At 65.1% G+C, this 14698-nt stretch carries 12 protein-coding genes; 3 read left to right on the top strand and 9 right to left on the bottom strand.

Features of this window, described 5'->3' with window-relative positions; translation table 11 throughout:
• Positions 1–199: 199 nt before the first annotated feature.
• Genes VE092_RS13950 through parC form a run of 3 tightly spaced genes read left to right on the top strand, consistent with a single transcriptional unit; the run spans position 200 to position 5445 of the window.
• Positions 200–2188, top strand: coding sequence for a DNA topoisomerase IV subunit B (locus tag VE092_RS13950; protein WP_324877677.1), 1989 nt, complete (start codon positions 200–202; stop codon positions 2186–2188).
• Between the two features lies 1 nt (position 2189).
• The gene (locus tag VE092_RS13945) at positions 2190–3095 is read left to right on the top strand and encodes a lytic transglycosylase domain-containing protein (RefSeq protein WP_324877675.1); all 906 of its coding nucleotides are present in this window, start codon (positions 2190–2192) and stop codon (positions 3093–3095) included.
• Between the two features lie 34 nt (positions 3096–3129).
• Complete coding sequence (gene parC, locus VE092_RS13940) at positions 3130–5445, top strand: DNA topoisomerase IV subunit A (RefSeq protein WP_324877673.1); 2316 nt, start codon at positions 3130–3132, stop codon at positions 5443–5445.
• Between the two features lie 60 nt (positions 5446–5505).
• On the opposite strand, the gene VE092_RS13935 is transcribed toward parC, so the two are convergent.
• The 9 genes from VE092_RS13935 to VE092_RS13895 form a co-directional block, all read right to left on the bottom strand.
• A complete protein-coding gene (locus tag VE092_RS13935) occupies positions 5506–5670 on the bottom strand; it encodes a hypothetical protein (protein ID WP_158243315.1) in 165 nt (54 codons plus the stop codon).
• Between the two features lie 64 nt (positions 5671–5734).
• Positions 5735–6862 (bottom strand): ABC transporter permease, encoded by a 1128-nt coding sequence (locus VE092_RS13930; protein WP_324877670.1) that lies wholly within the window; start codon positions 6860–6862, stop codon positions 5735–5737.
• A gap of 1 nt (position 6863) precedes the next feature.
• Positions 6864–9614, bottom strand: coding sequence for a ribosome-associated ATPase/putative transporter RbbA (gene rbbA / locus VE092_RS13925; RefSeq protein ID WP_324877668.1), 2751 nt, complete (start codon positions 9612–9614; stop codon positions 6864–6866).
• Positions 9611–10690 (bottom strand): HlyD family secretion protein, encoded by a 1080-nt coding sequence (locus VE092_RS13920; RefSeq protein WP_324877666.1) that lies wholly within the window; start codon positions 10688–10690, stop codon positions 9611–9613. Before VE092_RS13920 ends, rbbA begins: the two co-directional genes overlap by 4 nt.
• 2 nt (positions 10691–10692) lie before the next feature.
• Positions 10693–12138, bottom strand: a complete 1446-nt coding sequence (locus VE092_RS13915) for an efflux transporter outer membrane subunit (protein WP_324877664.1) — start codon at positions 12136–12138, stop codon at positions 10693–10695.
• A 181-nt stretch (positions 12139–12319) separates the two neighbouring features.
• Positions 12320–12688: an Hpt domain-containing protein gene (locus tag VE092_RS13910; protein WP_006465287.1), complete on the bottom strand. Its 369-nt coding sequence runs from the start codon at positions 12686–12688 to the stop codon at positions 12320–12322.
• A 285-nt stretch (positions 12689–12973) separates the two neighbouring features.
• Positions 12974–13432, bottom strand: a complete 459-nt coding sequence (locus VE092_RS13905) for an Hsp20 family protein (protein ID WP_324877661.1) — start codon at positions 13430–13432, stop codon at positions 12974–12976.
• A 158-nt stretch (positions 13433–13590) separates the two neighbouring features.
• Positions 13591–14208 carry an FMN-dependent NADH-azoreductase gene (locus VE092_RS13900; protein ID WP_324877659.1) on the bottom strand — a complete coding sequence of 206 codons (618 nt, stop codon included), beginning with the start codon at positions 14206–14208 and terminating at the stop codon, positions 13591–13593.
• Positions 14205–14690, bottom strand: coding sequence for a GNAT family N-acetyltransferase (locus VE092_RS13895; protein WP_324877657.1), 486 nt, complete (start codon positions 14688–14690; stop codon positions 14205–14207). Before VE092_RS13895 ends, VE092_RS13900 begins: the two co-directional genes overlap by 4 nt.
• Positions 14691–14698 lie beyond the last annotated feature (8 nt).

Below are 14698 nucleotides of genomic sequence, written 5' to 3'. Positions count from 1 at the left end.
TCGCAATTGGCCGGAGTTGACCGGCGTTAGGCCCTCGTCCTGCCCGGAAGGGAACATTTCCGTACCACAGACGCCGAATCCCTGGAATTTTCATTAGAATGCGCTTTTGCAGCGCAAGACGGCCCCTGCGACGGGGCTTCAGCGCTGGGCAAACAGAGATAGAACAACCCTCCGGCATCAGCCACGACCACTCATCTGCATGGCAACCAAAAAAACCTCCCCGTCCGATTACAGTGAATCATCGATCCGTGTCCTCAAGGGACTGGAGCCGGTCAAGCAGCGTCCGGGCATGTACACCCGCACCGAGAACCCGCTGCACATCCTCCAGGAAGTGATCGACAACGCCTCCGACGAAGCGCTGGGCGGCTACGGCAAGAGCATCATCGTCACCCTGAACGCCGACGGCAGCGTCAGCGTGGAAGATGACGGCCGCGGCATCCCGGTCGGCCTGCACCCGGAAGAAAAGGTGCCCACCGTCGAGATCGTGTTCACCCGCCTGCACGCGGGCGGCAAGTTCGACAAGGGCTCCGGCGGCGCCTATGCCTTCTCCGGCGGTCTGCACGGCGTGGGCGTGTCGGTCACCAATGCCCTGGCCACGCGTCTGGAAATCACGGTCTGGCGCGAAGGTGGGGTGCATACCCTGGCCTTCTCCGGCGGCGACGTCATCGAAAAGCTCAAGTCGCGCCCCGCCACCCGCGAAGACAAGAAATCCGGCACCCGCGTCACGGTCTGGCCTGACCCCAAGTATTTCGATTCGCCCACCATCCCGCTGGGCGAGCTGCAACGCCTGTTGCGATCCAAGGCAGTGCTGCTGCCGGGCGTGAAGGTGACCTTCACCAATGCCAGGACCGGCGACAGCCAGAGCTGGCAGTACGACCAGGGCCTGCGCGGCTACCTGATGGAACAACTGGCCCAGAGCGGCAGTGGTGAGACCCTGATCCCGCTGTTCGAGGGCGAGCAGTTCGCCGGGAAGGATGCCGAAGGCTTCGCCGAGGGCGAAGGTGCTTCCTGGGTGGTGGCCTGGACCGAGGAAGGCGCCGTGGTGCGCGAGTCCTACGTCAACCTGATCCCCACCTCCAACGGCGGCACCCATGAATCGGGCCTGCGCGAAGGCCTGTTCTCGGCCGTGAAGAGCTTCGCCGAGATGCATTCGCTGCTGCCCAAGGGGGTCAAGCTGCTGGCCGAGGACGTCTTTGCACGGGTCTCCTTCGTGCTCTCGGCCAAGGTGCTGGACCCGCAATTCCAGGGCCAGATCAAGGAACGTCTCAACTCCCGCGACGCCGTGCGCCTGGTGGCCGGTTATTCGCGCCCGGCGCTGGAGCTGTGGCTGAACCAGCACGTCGAGTACGGCAAGAAGCTGGCCGAACTGGTCATCAAGCAGGCCCAGAGCCGCCTGCGCTCGGCGCAGAAGGTCGAGAAGAAGAAGTCTTCCGGCGTGGCCGTGCTGCCGGGCAAGCTGACCGATTGCGAATCCTCGGATGTGTCGCGCAATGAAATCTTCCTGGTCGAGGGCGACTCCGCCGGCGGCTCGGCCAAGATGGGCCGCGACAAGGAATTCCAGGCCATCCTGCCGCTGCGCGGCAAGGTGCTGAACGCCTGGGAGACCGAGCGCGACCGCCTCTTCGCCAACAATGAAATCCACGACATCGCCGTGGCCATCGGCGTCGATCCGCACGGCATCAACGACAGCCCGGATCTGTCCGGCCTGCGCTACGGCAAGATCTGCATCCTCTCGGATGCGGACGTGGATGGCTCGCACATCCAGGTGCTGCTGCTGACGCTGTTCTTCCGTCACTTCCCCAAGCTGATCGAGAACGGCAACATCTGCGTGGCGCGCCCGCCCCTGTACCGCGTGGATGCCCCCGCGCGCGGCAAGAAGCCGGTGCAGAAGCTGTATGCCCTGGACGATGGCGAACTCGAAGCCATCGAAGACAAGCTGCGCAAGGATGGCCTGAAGGAAGGCGCCTGGAGCATTTCCCGCTTCAAAGGCCTGGGCGAGATGAATGCCGAACAGCTGTGGGAAACCACCATGAACCCGGACACCCGCCGCCTGTTGCCGATCGGCTTCGGCGAACCGGGCGTGCAGACCTCGGAAGAACGTTTCAACATGCTCATGGGCAAGGGCGAAGCCGCCTCCCGCCGCGCCTGGATCGAAGAGCACGGCAACGAAGCCGAAGCCGATATCTGACATGACCCGCCGCCCGCCCCGCCTGCCGCTCATCGCTCGCGCCGCCCTGCTGGGAGCGACGGTGCTGCTGTGCGCGGGTGCAGGGACGGCACGGGCGCAACAGATGGTGCGCTACACCGATGCCGATGGCGTGCAGCACATGCGGGTGGAACCGGCCGAGAGCGGCAAGGATGGCAGCAGCAGGCACCCCCGCAGTATCGTGTACCGGTACACTGACGCCGACGGTGCAGTACACTTCTACGCCGAAACGCTGGAGGACCCCGACAAGCTCATGGCCAGCAGTGCCGCGCTGCTGAACCATCCCGGCAGCAAGGAAGCCGTCACCCAGGCCGACCCGCCCTTCGTGCGCACCATGCTCGCGCATCGCGATGCACGCAAGTACGACAGCCTGCTCAGCGAAGCGGCCGGGGAGTTCGGCCTGGATGCGGCCCTGCTCAAGGCGGTCATGACGGCCGAATCCGGTTTCAATGCCGGTGCCGTCTCCAGCAAGGGCGCCATCGGCCTGATGCAGATCATGCCCGATACCGCCGAGCGCTATGGCCTGCAGGGCGACCGCCGCAAGAGCCTGCACCAGAAGCTGGTCGATCCAAAGATCAACATCCGCCTGGCCGCACGCTACCTGCGCGACCTGATGGCCATGTTCCCGCAGCATGTGGAACTGGCGATCGCTTCCTACAACGCCGGCGAAGGCACGGTGCAGAAATACGGCAACAAGATTCCCCCCTATCCCGAGACCCAGGGCTATGTGCGGCTGGTATCGCGCTTCTATGAGCTGTATCGCCCGCCCGGCGCAATGCGCCTGGCTGCCGGCGAGCGCAGCGCCGCCTCCGCCCCCGGCGCCAGCTCAGGCCAGGCCCGTCTCAAGGTGACGCTGCCGCCACGCGAGCCCGTCACCGCCAACGATTAACCCTGTCCACCACGACGACAACAAGAACTGTTCCATGACCGATCAACCGACCCTGTTTGACCCAGTCCCGGCCGCCCCTGATGGCGAGTCGCTGACGCTGTCCACCTTCGCCGAACGCGCCTATCTCGATTACGCGATCTCGGTGGTCAAGGGCCGCGCCCTGCCCGATGTAGCCGACGGCCAGAAGCCAGTACAGCGCCGCATCCTCTACGCGATGAACGAGCTCTCGCTCAACAGCGCCGCCAAGCCGCGCAAATCGGCCGCCGTGGTCGGCGATGTGCTGGGCAAGCTGCACCCGCACGGCGACCAGTCGGTTTACGACGCGCTGGTGCGCATGGCCCAGGATTTCTCGCTGCGCTACCCGCTCATCGATGGCCACGGCAACTTCGGCTCGCGCGATGGCGATGGCGCGGCGGCCATGCGCTACACCGAAGCCCGCCTGACGCCCATCAGCAAGCTGCTGCTCGATGAAATCGACATGGGCACCGTGGAATTCCAGCCCAACTACGACGGTTCCACCGAAGAGCCGCGCCTGCTGCCGGCGCGCCTGCCCTTCCTGCTGTTGAATGGTGCCTCCGGCATTGCGGTGGGCATGGCCACCGAAATCCCGTCGCACAACCTCACCGAAGTGGCCAAGGCGGCGGTGGCGATGATCCGCAACCCCAGGATCAGCCATGCCGAACTGATGGAACTGGTCCCCGGCCCGGACTTCCCCGGTGGCGGCCAGATCATCACCCCGGCCTCGACCATCGCCGAGATGTACCAGAGCGGTCGTGGCAGCCTCAAGGTGCGCGCCCGCTGGAAGATCGAAGACCTGGCGCGCGGCCAGTGGCAGGCGGTGATCACCGAGCTGCCGCCGGGCGTATCCTCGCAGCGCGTACTGGAAGAGATCGAAGAACTGACCAACCCCAAGCTCAAGCTGGGCAAGAAATCGCTCACGCCCGAGCAGCAAGCCCAGAAGGCCACCATCCTCGGCCTGCTCGACGCCGTGCGCGACGAGTCCGGCCGCGAGGCGCCGGTACGCCTGGTGTTCGAACCCAAGTCCAAGAACCAGGACCAGACCGAGTTCATGAACACCTTGCTGGCCCAGACCTCGCTGGAAACCAGTGCCTCTCTGAACCTGGTGATGATCGGCGGCGATGGCCGTCCGCGCCAGAAGAACCTGACCGACATCCTCGGCGAGTGGATCAGCTTCCGCTTCGAGACCGTGACCCGCCGCACGCAATTCCGCATGCAGAAGGTCAACGACCGCATCCACATCCTGGAAGGCCGGGAAGCGGTGCTCCTGAACATCGACAAGGTCATCAAGATCATCCGCGAGTCTGACGAACCCAAGCCGGCCCTGATCGAGGCCTTCAGGCTGTCGGATCGCCAGGCCGAAGACATCCTGGAAATCCGTCTGCGCCAGCTGGCCCGCCTGGAAGCCATCAAGATCCAGCAGGAACTGGCCGAGCTGCGCGGCGAGAAGACCACCCTGCAGGACCTGCTGGACAACCCGGCCTCGATGAAGAAGCTGGTCATCAAGGAAATCGAAGGCGACGCCAAGACCTATGGCGACGCCCGTCGCACCATCATCGAGGAAGCCGAACGCGCCACCTTCGAACAGAAGGTGATCGACGAACCGGTGACGGTGATCATCTCGCAGAAGGGCTGGGTGCGCGCCCGCACCGGCCACGGTCACGACGCCACGCAATTCACCTTCAAGGCCGGCGACAGCCTGTATGGCGCCTTCGAATGCCGTACCGTGGACAACCTGCTGGCCTTCGGCTCCAACGGCCGCGTCTACACCATCGCCGTGAGCGCCCTGCCCAATGCACGCGGGGATGGCGTGCCGGTGACCACGCTGATCGAACTGGCCAGCGGCAGCAGCATCCTGCACTACTTCGCCGGCCCGGCGGACACCACGCTGCTGCTGGCCTCGGATGCGGCGGCCGGCTTCATCGCCAAGGCCTCCGACATGTTCGGCCGGGTCAAGGGCGGCAAGAGCTTCTTCACGCTGGACGAAGGCGCCCTGCCCCTGGCACCGCGCGCAGTCGCTGCCGACGCCAGCGCCGTGGCCTGCGTCTCGGGCAATGGTCGTCTGCTGGTGTTTGGCCTGGACGAGATGAAGACCCTGTCTTCCGGCGGCCGTGGCGTGAACCTGATGGAGCTGGAGAAAAACGAAAAGCTGATCGGCGCACAAGCCATCAGCCAGAAGGGCGTGGTGGTCGAAGGTACCGGCAATGTCGGCAAGGCCAAGGAAATCGCCCTCTCGGCCGCGTCGCTGGGCGTGCATATCGGCAAGCGGGCGCGCAAGGGCAAGGCGTTGGAGTCACGGATCAAGGTGACAGGGCTGCGTCCGCAAGTCTGAGGCACGGCCTGGCGTTGTTGAAATATCGCCCTCTGCGCATGTTGTGCAGGGGGCGATTTGCTAGGCAATCGCCACCGACACCCGATACAACAACACCCCCAGCAAACCGAACGCCCCGGCCAGCATGCAATAGGGCGCCCAGCGTCGGGCGCGCATGCCATAGCCGAACAGGAGCAGCGCGATGCTGATGGCGGGTATCAAGGCGGAAGGGCTGGTCAGGTCCATGGTAGGTACTCCCCGGTGAGGTCGGTGTTCGCACGAGCGCTGCACGGGCGAACGAAAATATCCATCACGCCATCTGGCTGATGGTCTTCCTGAAGCGGCCCAGCGCGGCCGTGAACAACAAGGCACCGATGGCGAAGATGGCCAGCAGTTGCGGCCATACCACCTCCAGCCCGGCACCCCGATACAGAATGGCCTGCCCGGCCGCCACGAAGTGCGTGGTGGGCGCGGCCAGCATGATGTCCTGCACCAGCAGCGGCATGCTTTCGCGCGGCGTGGAGCCGCCCGAGAGCAGTTGCAACGGCAACAGCACCAGTACGGTCAGCATGCCGAACTGCGGCATCGAACGTGCCAGCGTGGCCATGAAGATGCCCATGGAGGTGGTGGCGAAAAGATGCATGACGGTGGCCAGCATGAATAGCGCCACCGAACCTTCGATCGGCACCTGCAGTGCGCCGCGCACGATCAGCATCAAGGAGGCCAGTGCCGCCAGCGCCACCACCAGCCCCATGGACCAGACCTTGGCCAGCATGATCTCGGCAGGCGTCACCGGCATTACCAGCAGGTGTTCGATGGTGCCGTGCTCGCGCTCGCGGATCAGTGCGGCGCCGGTGAGGATGATGGAAAGCATGGTCACGTTGTTGATGATCTCCATGAGCGATCCGAACCAGGACTGCTCCAGATTGGGGTTGAAGCGCATGCGCATGGCCAGGTTCACCGGCGCGGTGGCGCCGCCTTCGGCACGTTGCACGAACTGCATCACCTCGGTGGTGATCATCTGTTGGATGTAGCTGTTGCCGGTGAAGGCCTGGCTCATGCGGGTGGCATCCACATTCAGTTGCACCGCAGGCGCCCGTCCGGCCAGTACGTCACGCTGGAAGTCGGCGGGAATATCCAATACGAAGGTGTAGTCGCCATCATCCAGGCCGGCATCAGCCTCTTGCGCCGTGACCAGCCGCGCCACCTTGAAGTGCGGCGGATAGAAGGTCGCCGCGATGCGTGCCGAGAGCGGCGAGCCGTCGTTATCGACGATGGCGATGGCGGCGTGGTGCAGGCTTTCCGGCATGGCGGTGGCGGCCACGTAGATGGACAGCGTAAAGGTGTAGGCGATGAGCACCAGCATGGCCGGATCACGCAGCAGGCTCCATAGTTCTTTGATGCCGAGGCGGTAGATGTTGGCCCAGGAGTTCCGCATCTCACCGCTCCTGCTTCTTCAGAAACAGCACCGACAGCCCCAGGATCACGGGTGCGGCGAGTACCAGCGGCCAGAAGGACGAGCCCAGGTCGCCGACGGCGAGCGCCTTGCTGAACACGCCGCGACTGATGGTGAGGAAATGCGTGGCCGGATAGACCTGGCCGATCAGGGCGCCCATGCCCTCCAGCGAGGACACCGGGTTCAACAGGCCGGCAAACTGCACGCAGGGAATGATGGTGCCGATCATGGTCACGAACAGCGCCGCGATCTGGCTGTTGGTGAAGGTCGACGCCAGCAGACCGAAACCGGTGGAGCAGATGATGAACACCAGCGCCGCCAGGGTCAGCGTGAACAGGCTGCCCTTGACCGGCACCCCGAATACCGTCACCGCCAGCAGCGTGAGCATGGCGAAGTTGAGCATGCCCAGCAGCAGATAGGGCAACTGCTTGCCCAGCAGGAATTCGGTGCGGGTGACCGGCGTGACGTAGAGGTTGAGGATGGAGCCCAGCTCCTTCTCGCGCACCACCGACAGCGCCGTGAGCATGGCCGGAATCATCATCAGCAGCAGCGGGATGATGGCCGGCACCATGGCCGGCAGGCTCTTCACATCCGGGTTGTAGCGATAGCGTGTCTCGATGGTGGCCGGCGTGGCCAGGGTCTGCCCCAGACGGTGCAGGGCCATGTCGGCCAGCCACAGTTGATGCATGCCCTGCACATAACCGCGCACGGTCTCGGCGCGCGTGGGCATGGCGCCATCCACCCAGGCCCCGACCTCGACCGCCTTGCCGCGCCCGATGTCGCGGGCAAACCCGGAGGGAATCTCGATGGCCAGCGAAATCTCGCCGCTGCGCATGCGCCGGTCCAGGTCCTGGTAATCGGTGATGGCGGGCTTCTCGATGAAGTAGCGCGAGCCCGACAGGTTCAGAGCATAGTTCTGGCTCAGGCCGGTCTGGTCGCGGTCCAGCACGGCATAGGTGAGGTTTTCCACGTCGAGGTTGATGCCATAGCCGATGATGAACATCAGGATGGCCGTCCCCAGCAAGGCCAGCGTGGCGCGCACCGGGTCGCGCCGCAGTTCCAGGCTTTCGCGCTGGCTGTAGCTCAGGGCGCGGCCCAGGCTGGTGCGCCACCGGCCGGGGCGCGATGTTGACGCTTCCATCGCCGCGGGCAGCGCTGGCCGGTCATCGGCAACCGGAGCGCTCCCCTTGCCCGCCGCCTGTTCCAGATAGGCGATGAAGGCCTGTTCCAGCGTGGCCGCACCGCGTTCGCGGATGAGCGCATCCGGCGTGGCGCTCACCAGGACCCGGCCGGCATGCATGAGCGAGATGCGGTCGCAACGCTGGGCCTCGTTCATGAAATGGGTGGAGATGAAGATGGTGACCCTATCCTTGCGCGCCAGGTCGATCATCAGTTGCCAGAACAGATCGCGGGCGATCGGGTCCACGCCGGAAGTCGGCTCGTCGAGGATCAGCAGTTCCGGCTTGTGGACCATCGCCACGGCCAGTGACAGGCGTTGGCGGATGCCCAGCGGCAGGCTCTCGGGCAGGCTGTCCATCACGTCCAGCAGACCAAAGCGGGTCGCCATCTCTTCGGTGCGGGCGTCGATCTGCGCTTCCGGCACGCGGTACAGGCGGGCATGCAACACCAGGTTCTGGCGCACGCTCAATTCCCCATACAGCGAAAAGGCCTGCGACATATAGCCCACCCTGGCCCGCGTGGCCATATCGCGCGGATCGACCTCCTGGCCGAACAACCAGGCCTGGCCCTCGCTGGCCTGCAGCAGCCCGGTCAGCATCTTCATGGTGGTCGACTTGCCGCAGCCGTTGGAGCCGAGAAAGCCGAATATCTCGCCCCGCCGGATACGGAAATCTACATGATCCACCGCCACGAAATCACCGAAGCGCATGGTCAGGCCCTTGGCCTCGATGGCGATACCGGCCTCGACGCTTTCATCCAGCGGGGTGACCTGCACCGTCTGGTGCTGGCGCCGCTTTTGCTCGGGCAGCAGGCTGATGAAGGCCTCTTCCAGCGCTGCCGTGCCGGTACGGGCGTGCAGCTCGGCCGGAGTACCAGTCGCCAGCAGCTTGCCGTCGTCCATCGCCACCAGCCAGTCGAAGCGGTCCGCCTCTTCCATGTAGGCGGTGGCGACGATGACGCTCATGCCCGCACGCTCCTGGCGGATATGTGCGATCAGGTCCCAGAACTGCGCCCGTGACAGCGGATCCACCCCGGTGGTAGGTTCATCCAGGATCAGCAGGTCGGGATCGTGGATCAGTGAACAGCACAGGCCCAGCTTCTGCTTCATCCCTCCTGACAGCTTGCCGGCCGGGCGCGAGAGAAAGGGGGCCAGGCCCGTACCGCGGGTAAGTTCGTCGATGCGACGACGACGCTCGGCGCCGTCCTGGCCGAACAGGCGGCCGAAGAATTGCAGGTTTTCTTCCACCGACAGGGTGGGATAGAGATTCTTGCCCAGTCCTTGCGGCATGTAGGCGATGCGCGGGCAGACCTGGCTGCGATGCGCGACCTTGCGCATGTCGCCGCCCAGGACGCTCACCTCGCCCTGCTGCAAGGCGCGGGCGCCGGCCACCAGCGAGAGCAGGCTGGATTTGCCGACGCCGTCCGGACCGATCAGGCCGACCATGCAGCCGGCCGGAATCTGCAGCGATATCGCATCCAGTGCCAGCGTCTTGCCATAGCGCAGCGACACCCCGTCCAGGCGTGCCACCCACGACTGGTCCGGGGTAGCTGTCATTGCGGAACCCTGGTCACCAGCTGCGGCGGCCATGCCTGGCTCTGGTCGGTGCGTACCCAGGCCACGCCCGGCAGGCCGGTCTTGACCAGCGTCAGATGCTGCTGCAACAGCGCCGGATCGATCTGCGCCTTGACGCGGAACATCAGCTTCTGCCGCTCGCTGGCCGTCTCCACCGTCTTGGGGGTGAACTGGGCGGTGCTGGCGACGAAGGAGATCCTGGCCGGAATCACGTACTGCGGTGCGGCGTCCAGCACGATGCGGGCCTCGGCCCCCAGGGCCAGCTTGCCGGCCACGGCCTCGGGGACGAAGAAGGTCATGTAGACGTCACTCAGGTCCACCAGGTTGAGCAGTTTGCCGCCACCTCCCAATACCTCGCCCGGCTGGGCAATACGGTACTGCACCCGCCCGGCACGGGGCGCGACGAGCGTGCTGTCGTCGATATCGACCTTGATGCGCTGTACCGTGGCGGCGGCCGCGGTCACCGTCGATCTGGCACCGCTGACCTGGGTGCGTGCCGCCACCACGGCGGCCCGGGCGGCCGTCACCTGTGCCTGGGCAGCGGTCACGGCGGCTTGCATGCCGCGCACCCGGGCGCGGTCGTCATCGACTTCCTGCAGCGACGAGGCCCCTTCCTTGACCAGCACTTCGGAGCGCGCCAGGCGGCGCCGCGCCGCGTCCAGTTCACTCTCGCGTTGTGCACTCTGCGCCAGCGCGGCCTGGTAGTCGCTCTCGCGCACCGCCACCTGCGCCTCGGCACTGGCCACGGCCGACAGCGATTGCTGCTGGCGTGCCTGGGCTTCATCACGTTGCGCCTGCAGCGACAGGATCTGCATCTGGGCCAGCGGCTGGCCGGCCGTGACGAAATCCCCTTCGTTGACCAGGATGGCGTCCACCCTGCCCCCCAGCTTGGTGGCCACATCCACCTCGGTGGCTTCGATGCGGCCATTGCCGCTGGCGAAACCCTCCCCGGGGCCGCTGTGATGCAGGCGCTGCCAGGCATAGGTGGCACCGCCAGCAAGGAGGACGACCAGCAGGCCGGCGGTCAGCAGGTTTTTCTTGGCGGGAGAAAGCGTCATGATCAGGGTCCGGGACGAAGAGGGGTGGCAGCGCCGGCCTGGCTGGCATCACCACCCAGGGCCGCATACAGCGCCACGGAGGAGGACAGCAAGGCACGCCGGGTCTGCACCAGTTGCTGGCGCGCGCTGAGCAGGTCGCGCTGGGCATCGAGCACATCCAGGAATGGCGCGGCGCCGTTGTCATAGCGCAGTGTGGACAGGCGCGCCCGCTCGGCCTGCACGGTCACGGCGGTCTGGGCGATGGCCAGTTGCCGCGTCAACCACTGGCGGGCGGCCAGGGCATCGGCCACCTCGCGGAAGGCAGCCTGGACGGTCTTTTCATAATTGGCCACCGAGATATCGCGACGGATCTCGGACAGCGCCAGATTGTTGCGCAGACGACCGGCCGTGAAGATCGGCAGCGTGATGCTGGGCGAGAAACTCCAGGCGTGGCTGCCATCGCGAAACAGGCCGCTCAATTCGGCACTGGCGCTGCCGACCTGGCCGGTCAGCGAAATAGACGGGAAAAAGGCCGCCCGCGCGGCACCGATGTTGGCATTGGCCGCCTGCAGACGGTATTCGGCAGCAAGCACGTCAGGCCGACGCGTCAACAACAGCGAAGGCAGGCCCGGCTGCAACGCGGGGAAGGCCGTGTCCAGCACGCTGCGCGCCTGTCCCGGTGCCAGTTCCAGCGGGCTACCCACCAACAGCGTCAAGGCATTCAGGCGCTGGGCGCGCAGTTGTTCCAGTTGTGCGCCCAAGGCCTGGGCCTGGGTCAGCAGGGTTTCGATCTGCGTCAGGTTCAGGCGTGAACTGGCGCCCACCTCCACCCGCCGTGCATAGATGCGATAGCTCTCCTGACGGCTGGCGATGGTATCGCTGGCGATGGCCAGGCGCTCGTCGAGCTCACCTAGTTCCAGATACGCATCGGCCACTTGCGTGACCAGGCTCAGGGTAGCAGCGCGACGCGTGGCTTCGCTGGCCTGGGCAGTGTGCAGGGCCGCATCATCCAGACTGCGCAGACGGCCCCACAGGTCGATCTCCCAGCTGCTCAGGCCCAGCCCTGCCTGATAGGCGCTACCGACCAGCGGTCGTCCGGTCAGGTTGAGATCAGCCGGGGTACGCGAACGATCCAGGCCGACCTGCGCGCCGATGCTGGGAAAGAGGTCCGCACGCTGGATGCCATAGAGCGCCATGGCCTCTTCCACCCGCAAGGCGGCCACCCGCAGGTCGCGGTTGTTGGCCAGGGCCAGGCTGATGAGGACTTGCAGTTGCGGATCGCTGAAGGTGGTCTTCCAGTCCAGCGGCGTCGTGGCAGGCAGCGTGCTGTCAGACTGCTGCGGGTAGTGCGCGGCCACCGGCGCGACGGGCCGCTGGTAGTCCGGCGCCATGGACTGGCAGGCCGCCAGCAAAAAGGCCAGCAACAGCGGCAATGCGGCCAGGCGCATTCTGGGAGGGGGCTCGCACATCGTGGGCATCGGCGGAAGCGGAAAATGTGGTGACGAAAGTCTTCGTCTTTTGTGTCCACATTATGAAGTTGCTTGCCAAAAACCCGATTGATGTACGTCAGGTTACTGACTGATGAGTCGGTAATAAGATGAAATAGGTGAAATAGGGGGAAACGCTGGAAGCCGATGGCGCCTCCCTGCCCTACTGCGCTACGCCGACCTGGTCGACGTAATGGCGCACCTCGGCGGCGACGTCGGCGAAGAGCGCCTGCAGCTCTGCCAGACGCGGCTGGGCGCTGACCGGTGGTTCGGCGCGGGACTGGGTCTCGATGCTCTTGAGCATGTCGGTCAGCACGCCCGCGCCCACCAGGGCCGTCATGCTCTTGAGGCTGTGCGCCTCACGCTTGACCTGAGCTGCATCGTCGGCGTGGATGGCCTGCTCCAGCCGGGCGAAGGTGGCCGGTGCGCTCTGCGCAAAAGTGCCGAACATGTGACGGCAGGCGGCCGCATCGCCCCCCATGGCCTCAAGCAGTGGCTCGGGATTGATGTGCTGGTATCGGTGGTCGTTCACGCGTTTCTCCCCTGAGGCCGACGCAATATACGCAATATATTGCTCCATTGCCAATTTCTTTTGAGCAGCAGTTCCGGGCCGATGGGTACGGCGCGGATCGTGAGCGGGTACGGCAAACTCGCGCAAACTCACGCAAACTCTTTTGCCGCGCCTGTAACGTAACCAAGCCGGCTACGACAGTCAATCAGAAGTGTTAGGTATAGACGCAAAAAAGCCACCCGCAATTAGCGGGCGGCATGCTCAATCAGGCTTCCGGATGCGCCCGGCATCCAGGGGGGAAGCCGATCAGGCAGCGCGTTCCAGACGTTGGACGTTGTCGCTGCCATCACCGGCGCCGATCTCGATCTTGCGCGGCTTCAGGGCTTCAGGGATTTCGCGGACCAGCTCGATGTTGAGCAGGCCGTTCTCCAGATTGGCACCGACCACCTTGATGTGGTTGGCCAGCTGGAAGCGCTGCTCGAAATCACGGGCGGCGATGCCGCGGTGCAGGAAGTTGACCTGCTTGTCTTCCTTCTGCTTGCGGCCGGTGATCTTGAGGGTTTCGTTTTCGGTCTCGATGTCGATTTCGCTGCGGGCAAAGCCGGCGACGGCCATCGTGATCCGGTACTTGTCTTCTGCCACCAGTTCGATGTTGTACGGCGGGTAGCTGGGCTGATCGGTACGCTGGGCGTTGTCGAACATCTGGGCCAGGCGATCGAAGCCGATGGCGGTACGGTACAGGGGGGAGAGATCAAAAGTACGCATAAAAATATCCTTTCAGTTAAGCGATGTTTTCGTGGCAGACCTCAACGTCGAGCATCTGCTGGTACCGATCTAGGGATGGCATTTTGGGTTTTCAAGAGATTTTTTTCGAAAAAATACGGGCGCCTCTGTCGCCCGATTTTCTTCCGGGAAAAGCGGCCTCAGGCCCTTGAAAACTGCCGATCCAGCTCCATCGCGACCCGCTCGCGCTCGCTGCGCACCGCCTGTGCACCGGCTGCCAGTCCCTCCATCGCCGTCAGGCGCAGGTCATGCAGGCCGATGGTACCCAGCGCCACCTTCAGGTAGGGCGTGAGGAAATCCGGCTGGCGTGCGGACGCGCCGGTAAAGCGGCCGCCGGAGACCACGGCCAGGTGTACCGGGCGGTCGTGCAGCAGGCCGACCTTGCCGTCGGGGGTGATGCCGAAGGTGCGGCGCACCCGCACCACATGGTCGATCCAGGCCTTCAATATGGAGGGGACGGTGTAGTTGTGCATGGGGGTGCCGATGACGACCTGATCGGCGGCCTCCAGCTCGGCAATCAGCAGGTCCGACGAGGCCAGCGTCCCCTGCGCGGCGCCGGCATCCTCCACGAAGGCGGGCGAACCCAGCGCATCGACATAGGCAGCATCGACGTGACCAATGGCACTGGCATGCAGGTCGCGCAGCACGATCTGCGCCTGCGGGTGCAAGGCGCGCAGGCGGCTGACGATCTGTTGCGAGAGCCACCAGGTGTTGGATGCCTCCTGGCGCGGCGAGGCAAGCAGGTGCAGGATCTTCATGCCGCACCTCCGATGGCCTTGCCGAAGCGCAGTGCGCCGGTCAGCATGCCCTGGCGGAAGTAGAAGCGCTGCGCCAGCGCGTTGGCCATGCCGGTATCGAGCACCAGTCGCGCACAGCCGGCCTCGGCGGCCACACCTTCGAGCGCGGCGAGCAGGCGCTCGCCCCAACGCTTGCCGCGTTGCGTGCTGGCGGCCACCAGATCATCGACGTACAGGAAGGGGCCGTAGACCAGATTCTCCTGGAAACGGTAACCGGCCAGGGCGACCACCGCGCCCTGCTCCCAGGCTGCCAGGATGCGATAGCCCTGCTCGCGGGCGCGACCGGTACGCTGCATGAACTCGTCGGCGTCACGCAGGTGTGGGCGCAGTTCGTGCATCACGGAAAAGCAGGCCAGCCGGTCGGCCTCGGTGTCGGCATGGCGCAAGGCGCTGTCGGCGATATGCCAGTGGCCGGCTGGGGCAATCTTGGGAGCTTGGTTCATGGGAGGAA

Source organism: Herbaspirillum sp., from assembly GCF_035644555.1.
Taxonomy (GTDB): Bacteria; Pseudomonadota; Gammaproteobacteria; order Burkholderiales; family Burkholderiaceae_D; genus Herbaspirillum.
The sequence above is the reverse complement of the archived record's forward strand: the minus strand, read 5'-3'. Positions and strand labels throughout refer to the sequence as shown.

Coding starts and splice junctions, on each gene's coding strand:
- VE092_RS13915 (WP_324877664.1), bottom strand. CDS start 12,138: ATGTGCGAGCCCCCTCCCAGAATGCGCCTGGCCGCATTGCCGCTGTTG.
- VE092_RS13900 (WP_324877659.1), bottom strand. CDS start 14,208: ATGAAGATCCTGCACCTGCTTGCCTCGCCGCGCCAGGAGGCATCCAAC.
- VE092_RS13895 (WP_324877657.1), bottom strand. CDS start 14,690: ATGAACCAAGCTCCCAAGATTGCCCCAGCCGGCCACTGGCATATCGCC.
- parC (WP_324877673.1), top strand. CDS start 3,130: ATGACCGATCAACCGACCCTGTTTGACCCAGTCCCGGCCGCCCCTGAT.
- rbbA (WP_324877668.1), bottom strand. CDS start 9,614: ATGACAGCTACCCCGGACCAGTCGTGGGTGGCACGCCTGGACGGGGTG.
- VE092_RS13920 (WP_324877666.1), bottom strand. CDS start 10,690: ATGACGCTTTCTCCCGCCAAGAAAAACCTGCTGACCGCCGGCCTGCTG.
- VE092_RS13945 (WP_324877675.1), top strand. CDS start 2,190: ATGACCCGCCGCCCGCCCCGCCTGCCGCTCATCGCTCGCGCCGCCCTG.
- VE092_RS13930 (WP_324877670.1), bottom strand. CDS start 6,862: ATGCGGAACTCCTGGGCCAACATCTACCGCCTCGGCATCAAAGAACTA.
- VE092_RS13935 (WP_158243315.1), bottom strand. CDS start 5,670: ATGGACCTGACCAGCCCTTCCGCCTTGATACCCGCCATCAGCATCGCG.
- VE092_RS13905 (WP_324877661.1), bottom strand. CDS start 13,432: ATGCGTACTTTTGATCTCTCCCCCCTGTACCGTACCGCCATCGGCTTC.
- VE092_RS13950 (WP_324877677.1), top strand. CDS start 200: ATGGCAACCAAAAAAACCTCCCCGTCCGATTACAGTGAATCATCGATC.